The sequence below is a fragment of the Pseudomonas sp. TUM22785 genome, assembly GCF_028198105.1.
Classification (GTDB): domain Bacteria; phylum Pseudomonadota; class Gammaproteobacteria; order Pseudomonadales; family Pseudomonadaceae; genus Metapseudomonas; species Metapseudomonas solani.
In genome coordinates this window covers 4,778,949-4,797,790 of record NZ_CP116239.1, presented here as the reverse complement: position 1 = coordinate 4,797,790, position 18,842 = coordinate 4,778,949, and the positions used below count along the sequence as shown (strand labels likewise).

The following is an 18,842-nucleotide window of genomic DNA, read 5'->3' as shown; positions in this document are numbered from 1 at the left end:
ATGACGGCGTTCACGTCTGCAACGCTCGGCAGGCCCTGGCGGACGGGCGGTGGGGCGGCGAGTGCCTCGGATTGTCGATCTGGGTCACGAAAGCCGGCTGCCGCTCTTCACAGGCAGGCGCGGCTGTTGCAGATTGATGCTGGCACCTCGCTAGTGCAGCAGGGCAAGGCCCACCAAGAGGCGAAAGACACGCCACCCGAATACCCCACACCGCACGCAAGACTGAGCACATACAAGGAAGCAGTTCGATGGAACAGGCGAAGAAAGTGATGGAAATGGCCGGCTACTGGGCCGGTCATGCAGTACAGGGCGTCGCCACCGGCGAGATGCTGATCCCCATCGTCGGCTACCTGGGCACGGACCAGCAGACCAGCATGGAACGGCTGTTCATGGACAGCTCGGTGGAGGCCATGCAGCAGGGCGATGCGCGCATCACCAACCTGGCCGCAGACAAGCTGGGCGCCGTGTTCATCCGCGACGGCCTGGTCACCCTGCCCACCGGCAAGACCGACTGCCTGATCGTCGACATCCGCTTCGCTTCGGACAAACAGCGCCATTTCCAGTGGCTGCTGCCCTATCGCAACGCCGGCCACCAAGCCGGCTTCGCCGTGCACAAGCCGAAGGCCTCCGCTGGCGCGGGCTTCTCCAACGACGAACTCCAGGAGCTGGCCGCTGCCTTCTTCGATGGCCTGGAGAACAACGAGGAAGCCCTGGAGGTGTGGAACAGCAACTTCGTCGATCAGGCGGGCGAAAGCTCCGGCTTCCACGGCCAGGAGAACACCAATTTCACCGCCGAGGAGTTCCAGGCCCTGCGCCGCGCGCCCTTCATGGTGTTCCTGCTGGTGGCCGCCGCCGATGGCAAGCTCGACAACAAGGAGGCCCAGGCCTTCGTCAAGCAACTGGGGGATTCGGCCAAGGAAGGTGGCGAGCTGTACTCGCGCATCATCACCAACGTCATCACCGATGTGCCGCAGCTGCTGACTGAACTGCTGACCACGCCGTTCAACCACGCCCAGGAACTGCTGCGCATCCGCCTGATCGTCGAGACCAAGGTGGCGCCGGAGGAGGCGCAGGCGTTCAAGCAGGCGTTGCTGGGCCTGGGCAAGACGGTGGCCTCGGCTTCCGGCGGCTTCCTCGGCTTCGGCAGCAAGATCAGCAAGGAAGAAAAGGCCACCCTGGAGCGCATCGCCGCCGGCCTGGGCCTGACCTACAGCTGAGCCGCTGCGGCTAGCTGGGCGATGGCGCTGCGCCGCGAGGGCGCAGCCCATCGCTACCACCTTGGCTACCGGTGCGCTGCAGCGCAGCGCGGATGCCGGTAGAATCCGCCGGTCCGTTCGCCAAGGAAAATGCTTCATGCCGTATCGCGCGTTGTTCGCCGCCGCCCTCCTGTTCCTGGGCGCTGCGGCGCAGGCCGAGGATATTTCCTATAGCCGCGACATCCAGCCGATCTTCACCGAGAAGTGCGTGGCCTGCCACGCCTGCTACGACTCGCCGTGCCAGCTCAACCTGGGCAGCGCCGAGGGCGCCACGCGCGGGGCGACCAAGAAGCCGGTCTACGACGGCACCCGCACCCAGGCCCAACCCACCACCCGGCTGTATTTCGACGCCCGTGGCGAAGCGGCCTGGCGGCAGAAGGACTTCTATTCCGTACTGCACGGCCAGGCCTCCCAGGCTGCCCTGATGGCGCGCATGCTGGAGCTGGGCCACAGCACGCCGCTCGTGCCCAATGCCAAGCTGCCGGCGGACCTGGACATCAGCATCAACCGCGAGAACCAGTGCCCGGCGCCGGGGGAGTTCGACGGCTACGCGAAGACGTTCGCCCACGCCGGCATGCCCTTCGCCGTGACTGGGCTGGACGACCAGCAGTACCAGACCCTGCAGCGCTGGCTGGCGGCCGGCGCACCGGTTGAAGAGGTCGCGCCGACGCCCACGCCCGACGAGGCGCGCCAGGTGGCCGAGTGGGAGGCCTTGCTCAACGCCCGTGGCGCCCGCGAGGTGCTGGTGGGGCGCTGGTTGTTCGAGCACCTGTTCCTCGCCCACCTGTATTTCGATGGCGGCAAGAGCGGGCATTTCTTCCAGCTGGTGCGCTCGCGTACGCCCAGCGGCAAGCCCATCGACCCCATCGCCACGCGTCGCCCCAACGATGACCCGGGCACCGACTTCTACTACCGCCTGTGGCCCATCCAGGGCGTGATCGTGCACAAGACGCACATCACCTACCCGCTGGACGACGCCAAGCTGGCACGGGTCAACGAACTGTTCTTCGGCAGCGACTGGAGCACCGACAAGGTGCCGGGCTATGGCGCCCAGCGCCGGGCCAACCCTTTCGAGACCTTCGAGGCCATCCCGGCCCAGGCGCGCTACCAGTTCATGCTGGATAACGCCGAGTACTTCGTGCGTACCTTCATCCGCGGGCCGGTGTGCCGGGGGCAGATCGCCACGGACGTGATCCGCGATAACTTCTGGGCCCTGTTCCAGGACCCGCAACACGACCTCTACGTCACCGATGCCGCCTACCGCGGCGAGGCGACGCCGCTGCTGGCGATGCCCGGGCAGTTCGACGAGATCGGCGGGCTGCTGAGCCTGTGGTACAGCTACCGCGACAAGCGCAACGCCTACGAGGAGCTGCGCCGCGACGCCTATGCCGCCGCGCCGGTCCCCACCTGGGCGGATATCTGGACCGGCAACGACAACGCGCTGTTGTCCATCTACCGCCAGTTCGACAGTGCCTTCGTGCGCAAGGGGCTGATCGGCGAGGTGCCGCAGACGATGTGGCTGATGGACTACCCGCTGCTGGAGCGCACCTACTACCAGCTGGTGGTCAACTTCGACGTGTATGGCAACGTCTCCCACCAGGCGCAGACGCGGCTGTACTTCGACCTGATCCGCAATGGTGCCGAGGTCAACTTCCTGCGCCTGATGCCGGCCGAGTCGCGCACCGCGATCCTCGATGACTGGTACCAGAACAGCGGCAAGCTGAAGATGTGGCTGGACTACGAGGACATCGACGACGACACGCCCACCGGGCTGTTCCTCCCGGTGGAGCGCGCCAAGGGCTCCTTCGCCGCGCAGCTGCTCAAGCGCTACGCCGACCTCAATGCGCGGCCGGACCCGATCAACCGCTGCACCACCGGCAACTGCTACCGCCCGGGTATCGACCCGGCGCTGCAACAGGCCGAGCAGGCCCTGAGCCAGCTGGTCAGCCGGCCGGCGGCGGGGCTCAAGGTGATCGACCAGATGCCGGAGGCGACGCTGTTGCGCGTCGAGCTGGCGGACGGGCACCGCGAGGTCTACAGCGTGTTGCGCAACCGTGCCCACAGCAACGTGGCCTTCATGATGGGCGAGGAACTGCGCTACCAGCCGGGGCTGGACACCCTGACCATCTACCCCGGCGTGCTCACCAGCTACCCGAACTTCCTGTTCAACCTGCGCGCCGAGGAGGTGCCGGAGTTCGTCAGCGCCCTGGGCCAGGTCAAGGACACGGCGGCCTTCGACAAGGTGGTGGAGCGTTGGGGCGTCCGCCGCAGCCACCCGCAGTTCTGGCGCTACTTCCACGACCTCTCGGCCTACATCCGCGAAACCGAGCCGGTGGAGGCGGGCGTGCTGGATATGAACCGCTATCAGAATTTCTGAGAAGTTGTCGCGAATAATTCCTACTAAAATACTAGGACTTTATCCGTAGGACCTGATTGGCGTACACTGCGCCCCATGTTTGCGAGGAGTTGCCATGAGCGCCATCACCATTACCCAGGCAGCCGAAGATTACCTGGCTGACCTGCTGTCGAAGCAGAACACCAGCGGTATCGGCATCCGTGTCTTCATCACCCAGCCGGGTACCCAGTACGCCGAGACCTGCATCGCCTACTGCAAGCCCGGTGAGCAGAAGCCCGAGGACACCCCGCTGGCCCTGGCTTCCTTCACCGCCTGGATCGATGCCGTCAGCGAGCCCTTCCTCGACGACGCCGTGGTCGACTACGCCACCGACCGCATGGGCGGCCAGCTGACCATCAAGGCGCCGAACGCCAAGGTGCCGATGGTCAATGAAGACAGCCCGCTGAACGAACGCATCAACTACTACCTGCAGACCGAGATCAACCCCGGCCTCGCCAGCCACGGCGGCCAGGTGAGCCTGGTGGACGTGGTCGAGGAGGGCATCGCCGTGCTGCAGTTCGGCGGCGGCTGCCAGGGCTGCGGCCAGGTCGACCTGACCCTCAAGGACGGCGTCGAGCGCACCCTGCTCGAGCGCATCCCCGAGCTGAAGGGCGTGCGTGACGTCACCGACCACAGCAACCGCGAAAACGCCTATTACTGAGGCGTGCAGCGGCAAGAAGAAGGCAGCCCTCGGGCTGCCTTTTTTGTGCCTGTGATTTCCCGGGCTGAAGCCCGGGCTACGGTCATTCAGGGCTTGTCGAGGGCACATGTTTGCCGCGCGACATGCACCGTAGGATGGCGTAGAGCGCAGCGAAACCCATGCTGTCCGGTATTCGGGGATACACCGAATCGATGGGATTCGCAGAGCTCTTCCCATCCTACGACCCGCACAGGTCTCTCGCGGGTTTCCCCCGCCCTACTTTGCTGCGGGGTAAGCACCGTAGGATGGCGTAGAGCGCAGCGAAACCCATGCTGCCCGGTGTTCGGGGATACACCGAATCGATGGGATTCGCGGAGCTCTTCCCATCCTACGATCTGCACAGGTCTCTCGCGGGTTTCCCCCGCCCTACTTTGCTGCGGAGTAAGCAACGTAGGATGGCGTAGAGCGCAGCGAAACCCATGCTGCCCGGTGTTCGGGAATACACCGAATCGATGGGATTCGCGGAGCTCTTCCCATCCTACGACCCGCACAGGTCTCTCGCGGGTTTCCCCCGCCCTACTTTGCTGCGGGATAAGCGCCGTAGGATGGCGTAGAGCGCAGCGAAACCCATGCTGCCCGGTGTTCGGGGATGCACCGAATCGATGGGATTCGCGGAGCTCTTCCCATCCTACGACCCGCACAGGTCTCTCGCGGTTTCCCCCGCCCTGCCTTTGCTGCGGGATAAGCGCCGTAGGATGGCGTAGAGCGCAGCGAAACCCATACTGCCCGGTGTTCGGGGATACACCGAATCGATGGGATTCGCGCAGCTCTTCCCATCCTACGATCCACAGAGGTCTCTCGCGGGTTTCCCCCGCCCTGCCTTTGCTGCGCGATAAGCGCCGTAGGATGGTGTAGAGCGCAGCGAAACCCATGCTGTTCGGTGTTCGGGGATACACCGAATCGATGGGATTCGCAGAGCTCTTCCCATCCTACGATCTGTAATTTCCCGAGGGGGCGCGATGCGGGGCGGCGATCAGGGTGTGGCTTCGGCGTGGGCGACCTTGCTGCGGCGTACCGAGAAGAGCGCCAGCAGGACGACCGCCACCAGCGGCAGCATGCCGATGTTCACCGCACCCCAGCCGAGGCCGGTGATCAGCGCGCCGGAGGCGAAGGAGGCACAGGCGGCCACCAGGCTGTTGCACAGTTCCATCAGTGCCTGGGCCTGGCCGCGTTCGTCGGCGTTGTGCCCTTCCGCCAGCAGGGTGGTGCCGGCCACCAGCATCAGGTTCCAGCCCAGCCCCAGCAGGAACGAACTCACCAGGAAATACCCCATGCCCAGCCCGGCCAGGGCGATGCCGGCGCTCAGGAGCAACAGCACCGCGCCCACCAGGGCCACGCGGCGGCTGCCGAAACGGTCCACCAGCGGGCCGGCGGCGAAGGCGGGGAGGAACATGCCGAGCATGTGCCAGCGGATCACCTCCGACCCGGCTTCCAGTGGCAGGCCGCAGAAGCTCATGGCCAGGGGCGTCGCGTTCATCACCAGGATCATCAGCCCGTGGCCGATGGCGGTGGTGGCGATGGCGGCGCGGACCAGCGGGCGCTTGAGCAGGGCCTGGGTGGCCGCCCAGCCGGCCTTGGGCGGCCTGGGTGCCTGGCCTTCACGCAGCAGGCGCAGCAGCACGAGGGCGACCAGCGCCAGGGCTGCGATGGCGAGGTAGGCGCCGACGAAGGGCGTTTCCAGGGCGTTGCGCGACCAGAGCGCCAGGCTCGGTGCCAGCAGCGCGGCGCAGATGCCGCCACCGACCACATAGGCGGTGGCGCGGCCCTTGTGCCTGTCGTCCACGGCTTCCTGGGCGGCGAAGCGGTAGTACATGGCCGAGGCCTGGTAGGCGCCGATCGGCAGCGCGCCCAGGCACAGCAGGATGAAGTCGCCAAGCCAGACGCCCAGGGCGCTGGCCAGGCCGCCCAGTACGCCGGCGGCGGCGCCGAGCATCAGCCCCGGGCGGCGACCGTGGCGCTGCATGAACAACGACAGCGGCTGCACCGCCAGCAGGTTGCCCAGTACCAGCAGCGCCAGCGGCAGGGTGGCCAGGGCGTTGAGCGGCGCCAGTTGCAGCCCCACCAGCGAGGTGAGGGTGATGCCGATCATCGAGCAGCTCCAGTACAGTGCCTGGCCGGCGAACAGCAGGCGGATGCTCGGGTTGCGCAGCAGCATGGGGACCTCGGCGGCTTACCAGTATTTGGGGTAGCGGGCCTCGCGGCTCGCGTTGTTGTAGACCAGCGCCACCAGCACCAGCAGCAGGGCGCCGCTGAGGGTGGGGTAGAGCAGGAAGTCCCAGCCCGGCTGCAGGAGGAAGACGATCACCGGATTGGAGCCGGCCGGCGGGTGCACGGTCCGGGTCAGCATCATCAGGGCGATCGCGCTGCCCACCGCCAGTGCCACGGCCCACCAGTGCGGGCCGCAGACATACAGGAAGGCCAGGCCCGTGAAGGTGCTCAGCAGGTGGCCGAAGACCACGTTGCGCGGCTGCGAGAAGGGCACGTCGGGGAAGCCGAAGACCAGCACGCAGGAGGCGCCGAAGGAGCCGAGCAGCAGGCTCAGGGTCAGCGCGTCGCCCAGGCCGGCGATGCTGGCAATGGCCAGGACGCCGCCGAGCCAGGCGATGAACACCTGGCGCGTGGCGGGGCGTGGGGGCAGGGCGACGGCGTCGCCACGGAATTTCTTCACCAGTTCGAGCATGGTCGTCTTCCGGTTCAGGCGCGCTTGGCGCAGCCAGCAGGGTTGTGGATGCGTTGGCTCGACGGCGGGTTGGCGGCGAGCTTGGCGGCGGGACGGATGGGGCGCCCGACCAGCTTGCCGGCGCAGTTGGGGCAGTGGCCGGCAAGGTGGGTTTCGACGCAGTCGCGGCAGAAGGTGCACTCGAAGGAGCAGATCATCGCCTCGGCGGAGTCGGGTGGCAGGTCCTTGTCGCAGCATTCGCAGTTGGGGCGCAGTTCGAGCATGGCGGTTTCCTCAGGCTTGGTTGGGGCGTCCGAAGCGTTCCGCGTATTCCTGCGGGCTGATGGACAGGTGTTTGTGAAAGGTGCGGCGCAGGTTTTCCGGGTGGCCGAAGCCGGTGAGGCGGGCCACGGTGGCGATGGAGGCCTGGGCGTCCTGCAGCAGCGCGCGGGCCGCCTCCAGGCGCACCCGTTCGATGTACTTGCCGGGGCCCATGCCCAGCTCCTGGACGAAGACCCGGGACAGGCTGCGCGGCGCCATGCTGGCCTGGCTGGCCAGGGCCTCCAGCGAGAGATCGCCACCGAGGTTGCCGGGTATCCATTCCAGCAGGGCGGCGAGGCGCGGCGTGCGGCTGGGCTCGCAATTGAGCAGGGCGCTGAACTGCGCCTGGCCACCGGGGCGGCGCAGGAACAGCACCAGCCGGCGCGCCACCGCCAGCGCCATGGTGCGGCCGAGGTCGGCCTCCACCAGCGCCAGGGCCAGGTCGATGCCGGCGGTGACCCCGGCGGAGGTGAACACATGGGGGTCGCCATCGCGGCCGGTGGGGTCGTAGGTGTGCAGGCGGTCGCCTTGCACGTCGATATCGCAATAGCCGCCCAGGGCGGGTACGTCGGACCAGTGGGTGGTGGCGCTGCGCCCGGCGAGCAGGCCGGCGGCGGCGAGGATCAGGGCACCGGAGCAGATGGAGCCGAGCCGGCGCACCTGGGGCTCGGCGTCACGCAGCCAGGCCAGCAGCGATGGTTTGCGGCACATGCGCTCGACGCCCATGCCGCCTGCCACCAGCAGGGTGTCGAGGGAGGCCGGGTCGACCTCGTGATAGGCGGCCTCGGCGACCAGGGCGAAGCCGGCGGAGGTCTTCACCGCACCGGCTTCGGTGCCGATCAGGCGGATGCCATAGGCATCGGGCAGGCCCTGGCGCTGGCGCTCGACGTTGGCCGAGGCGAACACCTGCAGCGGGCCGGTCACGTCCAGGCTCATCACGTCGTCGAATGCAAGGCAGGCGATGGTGCGCAAGGGGGCCATGGCGGGGCTCCATCAGGTTGATGGTGCCAGTCTGCGTCCTGCCGGGTTTGGCGACAATGACAATAACCCCACAGATATTGCCAAGTCCTTGGCCAGGCGCTCAGCCCGCCGGGGCGACGTGCAGCGCCTGGAGGAAATGCATCAGCGAGGCTTCCTCGGCACTCAGGCCCTTACGCTTGCGGGCCTTCTTCAGGCCCTGTAGTTCGCCGGCGAGGAAGGCGTCGATTATGGCGGGGTGGACGTAGCACTTGCGGCAGATGGCTGGGGTGTTGCCCAGTTCGCTGGACACCTGGCGGATGACCTCCACCAGGTGCTTCTTCGCCGTGGCTTCGTCCTGCCAGCGGTGCTTGCGCAGGTGCTCCAGGGCCAGGGCGCTGCCAGCCCAGGTGCGGTAGTCCTTGGCAGTGAAGTCTTCGCCGGCGTGGCTGCGCAGGTAGTCGTTGATGTCGTGGGAGCTGACGGTGCGGCGCTCGGCGCCCTCGTCCAGGTATTGGAACAGGTGCTGGCCGGGCAGCTCCAGGCAGCGGCGGAGGATGCGCGCCAGGCGCGGGCTGCTGAGCCGGACGCTGTGCTCGATGCCGCTCTTGCCCTTGAATTCAAAGCGGATGTTGTTGCCCTTCACGGCGACATGGCGGGTGCGCAGGGTGGTGAGGCCGAAGGATTTGTTGTCCCGCGCGTAGCGGCTGTTGCCGATGCGGATCAGGGTGCGGTCGAGCAGGGCGACCACGGCGGCCATCACCTTGTCGCGGCCCAGCCCCGCTTCGCCCAGGTGCAGGTCGATGCGCCCGCGCAGGGCCGGCAGGGCCTGGCCGAAGCGCAGCAGGCGCTCGTACTTGGCGGCGTCGCGTATCTCGATCCACAGCGGGTGGTAGCGGTACTGCTTGCGCTGGCGGGCATCGCGGGCGGTGGCCTGGATATGGCCCTGCGGGTCGGCGCAGATCCACACCTGCTGGTAGGCGGGCGGGATGGCGAGCTTGTTGATGCGCTGGATCTCCAGCTCGTCGCGTATCGGTTTGCCGGCCAGGTCGATGTAGACGAACTTGCCGCGGCTCAGGCGCCGGGCGAAGCCGGGCATGCTGTCCTCGACGTAGCGCAGTTGTGGCGGCAGGGCGGGCGGCGTTGCGGCTGTCATGCGTGTGCCTCCACGGGTGAGGCCTGGTGCTTGCGGCCCAGGGCGCGTGACCAGGCCTGGCCGTCGCAGCGGGGGCAATGGGCGTTCTGCCCCTGGGCGAGGTGCTGGGTGAAACCGCACCGGTTGCAGGCGTAGAGGCCATCCGCGCTGGGGCGCTCCACGCTCTGGCGCAATTGGCGGGGTAGCACGGAGAGGCCCGCGCGCACTTCGCTGTCATCGAAGAAATACAGGCTGACGTCGCCATTCACCTCGAGTATCGCCAGCCTTACCTGGCCCAGGTGCTCGACGCTCTGGCGGCGCAGCTCCATGAAGAACTCGTCGCTGGAGATGTTGTTGCGGGCCAGTGCGTCGATGTCGTAGAGGCCGTCGCGGATGATCACCACCGGCTCGCCCTCCAGCCAGGCGCCGAAGCGGCGGTTGCGCTCCATGGCGTAGGTGGTGACGCGGTAGAGCACCAGCAGGGTGGTGAAGACCACGAGGATCGGCAGCAGGGGCACGTCTTCATAGAAGGAGACATCGCCGGCCGCAGAGCCGAGGGTGAGGATGACCAGCACCTCGAACAGGGAGATCTGCCGCACGCCACGGCGCCCGGAAATCTTCAGGAAGGCGAAGACCACGACGAAGGCGAAGAGGGCGCGTAGCGCGACTTCCGCGAGGAAGCTCAGGGGGAACTCATCGATGAGGATGCGGTGCCAGTCGAATGGGCTCATGGCCTGTGTGCTCCTTGCGCGGGCGAGCGAGGCTGGCGCGGGCGGGTTGCCGCGTGTGCTCGGGCTGCAAGGTTATGGACAGCGAAGGCGGGGGAATGTCTTCAGTGAAAAGCGAGGCGGCGTTGCGATAACGCCAGGGCGGGCAGCCGGGAAGCTGCCCGCCGCGCAGTGGGCACAGCGCTGGGAGGTATTACTCGGGCATCTCCCAGGGGGCGAGGCTGTAACCTTGGCGGCTCAGCTCCTCGCGGGACTGCTTGAGGATGCTGGCCAGTTGTTCGGGATCGGAATAGGTGCTGCTGGCGATTTTCGAGCGGCCCAGCAGGCGGGTGCTGGTGCGGTCGATGACGCTGAGGCTCAGCTCGCCGTTGCCGTCCTGTGGGGCCCAGGCCACGCACTGGAAGGGTTGGAAGGCGCGGCCGGCGATGATCAGGGCTTCGTTGAAGCGCAGTGTTGCATTCATGGGGTGGGTCTCTCCGTATTGTGCCCATTGAGGTGACGGACCCAGTCGGCTCGACCGTTTGTGTGCCGTCGTGGATATGGATGGCGAAACCTGACTCGGAAGTCACAGGCCGTCGTGAATAAATAACTATTTGTCGCGGCAATGAATGGATTGGTGATAACGGTCTCGAAAAACCGTCATTTCCGTGCGTTGCCGGGCGTGCCTCGGGTATACAGGTGCGCCATGTACCGGCCGCTCGCGTCGGTGTCCGCCATGCACCTGAACCACCGGGGTAGATGCAGTGCCTATTCGCCTTGACCGATCCCTTGCCGGCTGTGCCGTGCTCGCGTTTTCCATCCTGCTGGCCGCCTGTTCCGTCCAGCCCACCTCGCCCAGGCTGCGTGCCCTGCCCGAAGCGGTGGAGCTGAGCAACGTGCCCTTCTTCGCCCAGCACGTTTACCAGAGCGCGCCGGCCAGTCTGGCTGCACTGTTCACCCTGCAGGGCGAGACGGTGACGCCGGGCATGGTGGAAAAGGAGCTGCGCCTGCCCGAACGGGAAGAGGCACTGCAACAGAACCTGGCGGGCGTGGTGAACCGCCATGGGTTGCTGCTGTACCCGCTGGGCGACCAGTTGGAAGACCTGCTGGTACAGGTGGCGGCGGGCAACCCGGTGCTGGTGCACATGCGCCAGGGCTACGGCTGGCTGCCGTCCTGGCGCTACGCGCTGGTGGTGGGCTACGACCGCAATAAGCAGGTACTGCTCCTGCGTGCCGGGGGCATACGCCGCCTGCCGATGAGCTTCTCGGAGTTCGAGTCGGGTTGGGAAGGCGCTGGCCACTGGGCCGCGTTGGTGCAGGCGCCGAACCAGCTGCCCGCCGAAGCGGATAGGTCGCGCTGGACCCAGGCCGTCGATGCGCTGGCCGGTGCCGGGCAGGCCGATGCGGCGAATATCGCCAGGAAGCAGCTGCACTGATTGTTCTGGCGGGGCCGCAGCCCCAATGAAAAACGGCGCCCGAGGGCGCCGTTTTCATCTCGCGGGGATCAGATCCCCAGCTTGTCGCGCAGGCTGTAGTACCAGGCGCCGATGGCGCTGAACGGTACCTGGAACAGGCGGCCACCCGGGAAGGGGTAGTGCGGCAGGCTGGCGAAGGCGTCGAAACGCTCTGCCTGGCCGCGCAGTGCTTCGGCCAGTACCTTGCCCGCCAGGTGGGTGTAGGTGACGCCGTGGCCGCTGCAGCCCTGGGAGTAATAGATGTTGTCGCCGATACGGCCGACCTGGGGCAGGCGCGAGAGGGTCAGCAGGAAGTTGCCGGTCCAGGCGTAGTCGATCTTCACGTTCTTCAGCTGCGGGAAGGTCTTGAGCATCTTCGGGCGGATGATCGCCTCGATGTTCGCCGGGTCACGGGCGCCATAGACCACGCCGCCGCCATAGATCAGGCGGTTGTCGCCGGTGAGGCGGTAGTAGTCCAGCAGGTAGTTGCAGTCTTCGACGCAGTAATCCTGGGGCAGCAGGCTCTTGGCCATTTCTTCCGACAGCGGCTCGGTGGTGATCACCTGGGTGCCGCACGGCATGGACTTGGACGCCAGCTCGGGCAGCAGGTTGCCCAGGTAGGCGTTACCGGCCACAACCACGAACTTGGCCTTCACGCGGCCCTTGGGCGTGTGTACGACCGGGTTGGCGCCGCGCTCCACGCGAATGGCCGGGGATTGCTCATGGATGATGCCGCCGAGGGATTCCACCGCCGCCGCCTCGCCCAAGGCCAAGTTCAGCGGGTGGATGTGGCCGCCGCTCATGTCGAGCATGCCGCCTATATAGTTCTCGGTCGACACTACCTCGCGGATGCGCTTGGCATCCAGCAGCTCCAGCTGGGTGTGGCCGTAGCGTTCCCAGAGCTTCTTCTGCGACTCCAGGTGGCCCATCTGCTTGGGCGTGATGGCGGCGAACACACCGCCATCCTTCAGATCACACTGGATGTTGTACTTGGCGATGCGCTCGCGAATGATGCGGCCGCCTTCGAACGCCATCTGGCCGAGCAGTTGCGCCTGCTTCGGGTCGACGGTGCGCTCGATCACATCGATGTCGCGGCTGTAGCTGTTGACGATCTGCCCGCCGTTACGGCCGGACGCGCCGAAACCGACCTTGGCCGCTTCGACGATGGTGACCTTGAAGCCGTTTTCCAGGAGGAAGAGGGCGGTGGACAGCCCGGTGTAACCGGCGCCGATGATGCAGATGTCGGTCTCGGTCTCGCCGACCAGCTCCGGCCGCTGCGGTACCGGGTTGGCCGATGCTGCGTAATAGGATTGGGGGTAGGGAGTGTGCGTCATCTTGAATCTCTGTTTTTTATTTTTTACGGATGGCGTGATGCTACCCGAGTTGAAAATAGCCGGCTAGGGGCTGTGCAAGATATTTAACGCGGCGTTGAACAACAAAAACTTCACTTTTTCAGGCAGTTAGCGAAAAAAGTTGTTGACGCCGAAAAGCATGGCTGTAGAATGCGCACCCATCGAAGGCACATAGCTCAGTTGGTTAGAGCACCACCTTGACATGGTGGGGGTCGTTGGTTCGAGTCCAATTGTGCCTACCAATTCGAAGCTGCATCACTGCAGCGCATGAGGGGCGATCCGAAAGGGTCGCCCTTTTTTGTTTCCGACTTTCCTTCAATGGGCTTCCGGGCCCTCCTCATGGTTCAGGCTTTCAAGCCTGCCTGCGCCCGCTGGTGCCCGATCTCCTTCTCCGTGCGCCCCTCTAATGGATGGTGGCTATCTCCTCCTCTAGGAAGCTCTGGATTCTCCTAGGGCGCGCAGCTCACAATCTGGGCTTCAGGTCGCTCGATTCTGTTCACGGAGGATCACCATGAAATACGCAATGGGAATGCTGTGCGCGTTGTTTGCCAGTGCCGCCAGCGCTGAGCAGGTGCTGGTGCGGGCTGATAAGGGGCATCAATGTGTTGGCGATGCGTTCTCGCTGGGCGATGTGCCAGACGTGCTTTTCCTCGAGAGAGCGTGCGAGCTGCCTGTTTCGCGTGCTACCGAGAGGCACGCTTATGTTGCGCGCAGCGAAGGCGCCGAAGTCAGGGGCTGCTGGCGCGCGCTTTCCGATGGCAACTACTCGGTCATCGATGAGGCTGGCGGCCAACAGCTTTTGAACAGGGATGCCTATGCAGGGGCTGAAACCACTTCGTCATCGAGCGCCAGGATTGTCCGCTCGCCGGCCGGCGCTTGCCCTTGATCGCACGGTTTGTGTCTTGTGCATTCGCTTTACCCATCCAGGGAGAGGATTAAGTGCGTATCTATCTTTGTGGTGTTCTTGTGTTGGCGATGATGCCCATGGCCGCATCTGCGCAGGATCTGGTCGGCGGTGGGCTGAAGGTGGCCTCGGTTGAGCGGGTCGATGACTCCAAGGCGGTGATCAGGCTCGGCAATGGAAAGGGCGGGGTCGAGTCCTTGTGGGTCGACTGCCTGGCGGCTGAGTGGGGCTATGAGGGTGTCGAGGCGGGGGCTTTGGTGGAGCAGGGCCAGAGGTCCCAGGCGATTGCCTATCGTGCCTGTCGGGATCTACCCAGCAAGGCCTCGCTGCTTCAGGCGCCCGGGACCTGGCGGGCGGCGGGTCCGCTCAAGTGAGCCGGTGTCGGTCGCTTCTCCAGGTAAATGTGTATTGAAAGGCCTGGGCTTCTGGTGGCGCACCTTGCTTGACTCGACTGGCCGCGCGTTTTAGTTTTCCGGCTTCTTTTTATGGTCGCCGCTGAGGGAAGCTGCCGGCTTCTCGTGAGGAAACGAATGCGCAAAGCTCTCGCCGTACTTCTCCTGGTCTCGCCTGCTGTTTTCGCTGAATCGGCTACCCCTCACCATGATTGCAAGCGGCCGGATGTGCCGGCGCAGTTCAGGGATGAGGCGCATCGCGACCAGTTCACCCGCGATGTCGACAGCTACAACAAGTGCATCACGGCTTTCGTGACCGAGCAGAACGAGGCGGTTCGCAAGCACCGCGAGGCGGCGCTCAAGGCGACCGAGGAGTGGAATGCCTTCGCCAATTCGATGAAGTGAGTGTTGCGCGTATCGATGAGCCCGGTCTTGCGCCGGGCTTTTTGTTTCTGTCGTTTGGGCTCGCTGGGTCGCCTTGGTAGATGTCCATATATCGGAAAAGTGGTCCCGCTTCGCTTGGATATATCCGCAGGCTCTCTACGCTTGAAAATGCATTTACGAGCGAGGAGGCGTTTGCCATGAGCAAGCGAATCGATTTCGGCCGTCGGGCGATGTCGGTGGCGGCTTGGGCTGTGCTGCTATCGATGGGCGGCGCGGCGCAGGCGAGCGACATCGGCTTCGGTGTCGGGGTGAGCTATGTCTTCGGCGGTGGCGTGGCGGCGGGTGTCAAGGCGTTCAGCGATGACCAGGACAACGAGATGGTGGGCTCCGTCGGCCTCGACTATCTGTTCGCATCGTCCGCTTTCCGGCCGAACATCGGTGTCGCCTACCAGGGCGAGGGCTACTTCAGTGGTGGGGATGTCGGCTACAACCTGCAGACTCAGGCGCTGGACTTCGGTGCCGGGGCGGGCTGGTCGAATAGCGATGACGATCACTCAGAGTCTGCGCCCGAGGAGCCGGTGTTCATTCCCTGATGAGGTTTCGCGCGTCTGGGCGTGGTGCTTCATGCCCCGCTGGCGGCAGATGGCGGCGGGCGATGAGTGCCTGAAGGGGATTGCGCAATAAAGGAAAGCCGCAGTGCGAGGTTGTCGCGCTGGTGGAGGTGGCGAGGCGGTGCGTCGGGTCTGGTTTCAGATATCGGCGATCAGCATGCCGTGCAGTACACGGTAGAGGCCGTCGTTGATCCTGATGGTGAGTGGTTCCCGTCCGATGATTCGTGCCCCGTCCTTGAGCAACTCATCGATATGCGCACGCAAGGCATGAAAATTCCGTTGTTCCTTCACGGATGAGTCTCCCCTGGGAAGATGCGAGCAGAATAGCAGTAGCTGTGACAGGGCTCGCGTTCCGAAATTCCGTTGCGCTTTGTACGCTTTTGACTATTCGTTCGAAACGTGGATGTGCAGTCAGGAACGCCGTCGAGGAGGTGTCGGGCGGGGAGGGCGGGGCAGCGCCGGGCGAGAGCGCCCGGGCGCGGTCAGGCGGCTACGGAGTGGCTGATCAGCATGCCGTAGTTGACGCGATAGAGATGGCCGCTGACCTTCAGGGTGAGAGGGTCGCGACTGATGATGCTGGCTCCGTCCCTGAGCAGCTCGTCAATGTGGGCACGGAGAGCAAGGAAAGTACGTTGTTCCTTCATCGTAGGGCTCCTTGGTCGATGGATTCGCCGGAGCATATCAGTGCGTTTGTGAACTGATCGGTAAATCTGTGTGATTCTCATCACATTTCAATGATGGCAAAAGAGTGTCAGGCTGCGCTGTGCCTGGGGTGGCGATGTCGCTGTCTCTGCTCGCTTGCCGGTGGGAGAGGGCTTCTCGTGCCGGGGCGCTTCTAAGACGTTGATTTTTTTGTGGTAGAGTGCGCGACCGCGCGGTCTCTCCCGATCTTCTCGTGACGTTCGCACTCTCGCTGCCGTCCGTGCTGCCTATATAAAGGTGTGCGGGTGGCATCGGAAGCTTGTCAGTGTCATCTGTTTCTGGAAGCATCCGCGGTTCTCGACACCTCCAGTGACTCTGGTTCGGCTCGGTTGGCCTTCGGGCTCTGTCATCGTGTGGCAGGCATACCCCCGGATCAATTACTGGCTCATCCCAACCCATGTGGCCTTTGGTAGAGGTCACCACTAGGAGAGGAGGCGCCATGCCCATCATTACTCTTCCCGACGGCAGTCAGCGTTCGTTCGATCACCCGGTATCCGTACTCGAGGTGGCGCAATCCATTGGTGCTGGTCTGGCCAAGGCCACCGTCGCCGGCAAGGTCGACGGCAAGCTCGTCGATGCCTGCGACCTGATCGAAAACGACGCGACCCTGCAGATCATCACCCCCAAGGACGAGGCTGGGGTCGAAATCATTCGTCACTCCTGCGCCCACCTGGTCGGGCATGCCGTCAAGCAGCTGTACCCGACCGCCCGCATGGTGATCGGCCCGGTCATCGATGAAGGCTTCTATTACGACATCGCCTTCGAGCGCTCCTTCACGCCTGATGACATGGCGGCCATCGAGAAGCGCATGGCCGAGCTGATCGACAAGGATTACGACGTCATCAAGAAGGTCACCCCGCGCGCCGAGGTGATCGAAGTGTTCAAGGCCCGCGGCGAGGACTACAAGCTGCGCCTGGTCGAGGACATGCCGGACGAGAAGGCCATGGGCCTGTACTTCCATGAGGAGTACGTGGACATGTGCCGGGGCCCGCACGTGCCCAACACCCGCTTCCTGAAAGCGTTCAAGCTCACCAAGATTTCCGGTGCCTACTGGCGCGGCGACTCGAAGAACGAGCAGTTGCAGCGTATCTATGGCACCGCCTGGGCCGACAAGAAGCAGCTGGCCGCCTACGTCCAGCGCATCGAAGAGGCCGAGAAGCGCGACCATCGTCGCATCGGCAAGCAGCTCGACCTGTTCCACCTGCAGGAAGAGGCGCCGGGCATGGTGTTCTGGCACCCCAATGGCTGGACCCTGTACCAGGTGCTGGAGCAGTACATGCGCCAGGTGCAGCGTGAGCACGGCTATGTGGAAGTGCGTACGCCCCAGGTCGTCGATCGCATCCTCTGGGAGCGTTCGGGCCACTGGTCCAACTACGCCGAGAACATGTTCACCACGGCTTCCGAGAGCCGCGACTACGCCGTCAAGCCGATGAACTGCCCGTGCCACGTGCAGATCTTCAACCAAGGCCTGAAGTCCTACCGCGACCTGCCGCTGCGCCTGGCCGAGTTCGGTGCTTGCCACCGTAACGAGCCGTCCGGCGCCCTGCACGGCATCATGCGCGTGCGCGGTTTCACCCAGGACGACGCCCACATCTTCTGCACCGAAGAACAGGTGAAGAAAGAGGCGGCCGATTTCATCAAGCTGACGCTGCAGGTGTATTCGGACTTCGGCTTCGGCGATGTGTCGATGAAATTGTCGACTCGCCCGGCCAAACGCGTGGGATCCGACGAACTGTGGGATCGTGCCGAAGGTGCCCTCGCCGACGCCCTCAACGAGTCCGGCCTGGCCTGGGAATACCAGCCGGGTGAAGGTGCTTTCTACGGTCCGAAGATCGAATTCACCCTCAAGGACTGCCTCGGCCGTAACTGGCAGTGCGGCACCCTGCAGTACGATCCGAACCTTCCGGAACGTCTGGATGCCAGCTATATCGCCGAAGATAACAGCCGTACGCGCCCGGTGATGTTGCACCGCGCCATCCTCGGCTCCTTCGAGCGCTTCATCGGCATGCTCATCGAGCACTACGCGGGCCTGTTCCCGGCGTGGCTCGCGCCGACCCAGGCGGTGATCATGAATATCACCGACAAGCAGGCCGATTTTGCCCTCGAGGTTGAAAAAACTCTCAACCAAAGCGGGTTCCGTGCCAAGTCCGACTTGAGAAACGAAAAAATCGGCTTTAAAATCCGCGAGCATACTTTGCTCAAGGTTCCCTATCTCCTGGTTATTGGAGATCGGGAGGTTGAGACACGATCCGTTGCTGTGCGAACCCGTGAAGGCGTCGATCTGGGCTCCATGCCCCTCGACCAATTCGTCACTACGCTTGCGCAGGCGGTTTCCCGGCGTGGTCGCCAAGAATTGGAGTAATCATTATTAAGCGTGAAATGAGACAAGATAAACGAGCTGCACCTAAGGCCCCGATTAACGAGAATATCTCGGCTCGAGAGGTGCGACTGATTGGTGCAGACGGCCAGCAAATTGGCGTCGTCTCGATTGATGAAGCGCTTCGCGCTGCTGAAGAATCCAAGCTGGATCTGGTGGAAATTTCCGCTGATGCAGTGCCGCCCGTATGTCGGATCATGGACTACGGCAAGCACCTGTTCGAGAAGAAGAAGCAGGCTGCTGCGGCGAAGAAGAATCAGCACCAGCAACAGATCAAAGAAATCAAGTTTCGTCCAGGGACGGAAGAAGGGGATTACCAGGTAAAACTACGCAACCTGGTACGTTTCCTTAATGAGGGAGACAAGGCCAAGGTATCGCTTCGATTCCGTGGTCGTGAGATGGCTCACCAGGAGCTGGGCATGGAGCTGTTGAAGCGGGTCGAAGCTGACCTCGCCGAACTCGGCACCGTTGAACAGCATCCTAAGCTGGAAGGACGCCAGCTGATGATGGTCATCGCTCCCAAAAAGAAAAAGTAA

General features: G+C 64.3%; 20 protein-coding genes and 1 tRNA gene. 11 read left to right on the top strand and 10 right to left on the bottom strand.

The window, feature by feature from the left end:
- Positions 1-248: 248 nt before the first annotated feature.
- The 3 genes from PI990_RS21640 to nfuA all read left to right on the top strand — a co-directional run bounded on the left by PI990_RS21640 (position 249) and on the right by nfuA (position 4,312).
- On the top strand, positions 249-1,217 hold the full coding sequence (locus PI990_RS21640) for a hypothetical protein (protein ID WP_271658440.1): 969 nt from the start codon (positions 249-251) through the stop codon (positions 1,215-1,217).
- Positions 1,218-1,353: 136 nt separating this feature from the next.
- On the top strand, positions 1,354-3,633 hold the full coding sequence (locus tag PI990_RS21635; RefSeq protein WP_271658439.1) for a fatty acid cis/trans isomerase: 2,280 nt from the start codon (positions 1,354-1,356) through the stop codon (positions 3,631-3,633).
- 94 nt (positions 3,634-3,727) lie between these two features.
- The gene (gene nfuA / locus PI990_RS21630) at positions 3,728-4,312 is read left to right on the top strand and encodes a Fe-S biogenesis protein NfuA (protein WP_021216800.1); all 585 of its coding nucleotides are present in this window, start codon (positions 3,728-3,730) and stop codon (positions 4,310-4,312) included.
- Positions 4,313-5,324: 1,012 nt separating this feature from the next.
- Here nfuA and PI990_RS21625 read toward each other — a convergent pair.
- From PI990_RS21625 to PI990_RS21595, 7 genes are all read right to left on the bottom strand, one after another.
- The gene (locus PI990_RS21625) at positions 5,325-6,506 is read right to left on the bottom strand and encodes an MFS transporter (RefSeq protein ID WP_271658438.1); all 1,182 of its coding nucleotides are present in this window, start codon (positions 6,504-6,506) and stop codon (positions 5,325-5,327) included.
- Between the two features lie 15 nt (positions 6,507-6,521).
- Positions 6,522-7,031 carry an HPP family protein gene (locus tag PI990_RS21620; protein WP_271658437.1) on the bottom strand — a complete coding sequence of 170 codons (510 nt, stop codon included), beginning with the start codon at positions 7,029-7,031 and terminating at the stop codon, positions 6,522-6,524.
- Positions 7,032-7,045: 14 nt separating this feature from the next.
- Entirely contained in the window at positions 7,046-7,294 is a 249-nt protein-coding gene (locus PI990_RS21615; protein ID WP_021217999.1) for a DUF1272 domain-containing protein, read from the bottom strand.
- Between the two features lie 10 nt (positions 7,295-7,304).
- Entirely contained in the window at positions 7,305-8,312 is a 1,008-nt protein-coding gene (locus PI990_RS21610; RefSeq protein ID WP_271658436.1) for a GlxA family transcriptional regulator, read from the bottom strand.
- Positions 8,313-8,412: 100 nt separating this feature from the next.
- A complete protein-coding gene (locus PI990_RS21605; protein WP_271658435.1) occupies positions 8,413-9,444 on the bottom strand; it encodes a DNA topoisomerase IB in 1,032 nt (343 codons plus the stop codon).
- On the bottom strand, positions 9,441-10,154 hold the full coding sequence (locus PI990_RS21600) for a DUF421 domain-containing protein (protein ID WP_271658434.1): 714 nt from the start codon (positions 10,152-10,154) through the stop codon (positions 9,441-9,443). Before PI990_RS21600 ends, PI990_RS21605 begins: the two co-directional genes overlap by 4 nt.
- A 190-nt stretch (positions 10,155-10,344) precedes the next feature.
- A complete protein-coding gene (locus PI990_RS21595) occupies positions 10,345-10,614 on the bottom strand; it encodes a hypothetical protein (protein ID WP_021218003.1) in 270 nt (89 codons plus the stop codon).
- A gap of 319 nt (positions 10,615-10,933) precedes the next feature.
- Between PI990_RS21595 and PI990_RS21590 the strand changes: the two genes are divergently transcribed.
- Positions 10,934-11,566, top strand: a complete 633-nt coding sequence (locus PI990_RS21590) for a PA2778 family cysteine peptidase (protein ID WP_271658433.1) — start codon at positions 10,934-10,936, stop codon at positions 11,564-11,566.
- A 68-nt stretch (positions 11,567-11,634) separates the two neighbouring features.
- Here the strand turns inward: PI990_RS21590 and PI990_RS21585 are convergent, their stop codons facing one another.
- On the bottom strand, positions 11,635-12,918 hold the full coding sequence (locus tag PI990_RS21585) for an NAD(P)/FAD-dependent oxidoreductase (RefSeq protein WP_043246916.1): 1,284 nt from the start codon (positions 12,916-12,918) through the stop codon (positions 11,635-11,637).
- A gap of 183 nt (positions 12,919-13,101) precedes the next feature.
- On the opposite strand from PI990_RS21585, the gene PI990_RS21580 reads away from it, so the two are divergent.
- From PI990_RS21580 to PI990_RS21560, 5 genes are all read left to right on the top strand, one after another.
- Positions 13,102-13,178 (top strand) — tRNA-Val (locus PI990_RS21580).
- A gap of 269 nt (positions 13,179-13,447) precedes the next feature.
- Complete coding sequence (locus PI990_RS21575; protein ID WP_271658432.1) at positions 13,448-13,822, top strand: hypothetical protein; 375 nt, start codon at positions 13,448-13,450, stop codon at positions 13,820-13,822.
- 53 nt (positions 13,823-13,875) lie between these two features.
- Complete coding sequence (locus tag PI990_RS21570; protein ID WP_271658431.1) at positions 13,876-14,214, top strand: hypothetical protein; 339 nt, start codon at positions 13,876-13,878, stop codon at positions 14,212-14,214.
- 156 nt (positions 14,215-14,370) lie between these two features.
- Positions 14,371-14,637 carry a hypothetical protein gene (locus PI990_RS21565; protein WP_271658430.1) on the top strand — a complete coding sequence of 89 codons (267 nt, stop codon included), beginning with the start codon at positions 14,371-14,373 and terminating at the stop codon, positions 14,635-14,637.
- A gap of 176 nt (positions 14,638-14,813) precedes the next feature.
- Positions 14,814-15,209: a hypothetical protein gene (locus tag PI990_RS21560; RefSeq protein WP_184488042.1), complete on the top strand. Its 396-nt coding sequence runs from the start codon at positions 14,814-14,816 to the stop codon at positions 15,207-15,209.
- 156 nt (positions 15,210-15,365) lie between these two features.
- Here PI990_RS21560 and PI990_RS21555 read toward each other — a convergent pair whose 3' ends face one another.
- Both PI990_RS21555 and PI990_RS21550 read right to left on the bottom strand, forming a co-directional pair.
- Positions 15,366-15,518: a hypothetical protein gene (locus PI990_RS21555; RefSeq protein WP_184488043.1), complete on the bottom strand. Its 153-nt coding sequence runs from the start codon at positions 15,516-15,518 to the stop codon at positions 15,366-15,368.
- Positions 15,519-15,709: 191 nt separating this feature from the next.
- Positions 15,710-15,871 carry a hypothetical protein gene (locus PI990_RS21550; RefSeq protein WP_021216953.1) on the bottom strand — a complete coding sequence of 54 codons (162 nt, stop codon included), beginning with the start codon at positions 15,869-15,871 and terminating at the stop codon, positions 15,710-15,712.
- A 497-nt stretch (positions 15,872-16,368) separates the two neighbouring features.
- Here PI990_RS21550 and thrS point away from each other — a divergent pair, with 497 nt between their 5' ends.
- Together thrS and infC are read left to right on the top strand one after the other, a co-directional pair.
- A complete protein-coding gene (gene thrS / locus PI990_RS21545) occupies positions 16,369-18,291 on the top strand; it encodes a threonine--tRNA ligase (protein WP_021216952.1) in 1,923 nt (640 codons plus the stop codon).
- Positions 18,291-18,842: a translation initiation factor IF-3 gene (gene infC, locus PI990_RS21540; RefSeq protein ID WP_169708317.1), complete on the top strand. Its 552-nt coding sequence runs from the start codon at positions 18,291-18,293 to the stop codon at positions 18,840-18,842. The genes thrS and infC overlap by 1 nt, the downstream gene beginning before the upstream one ends.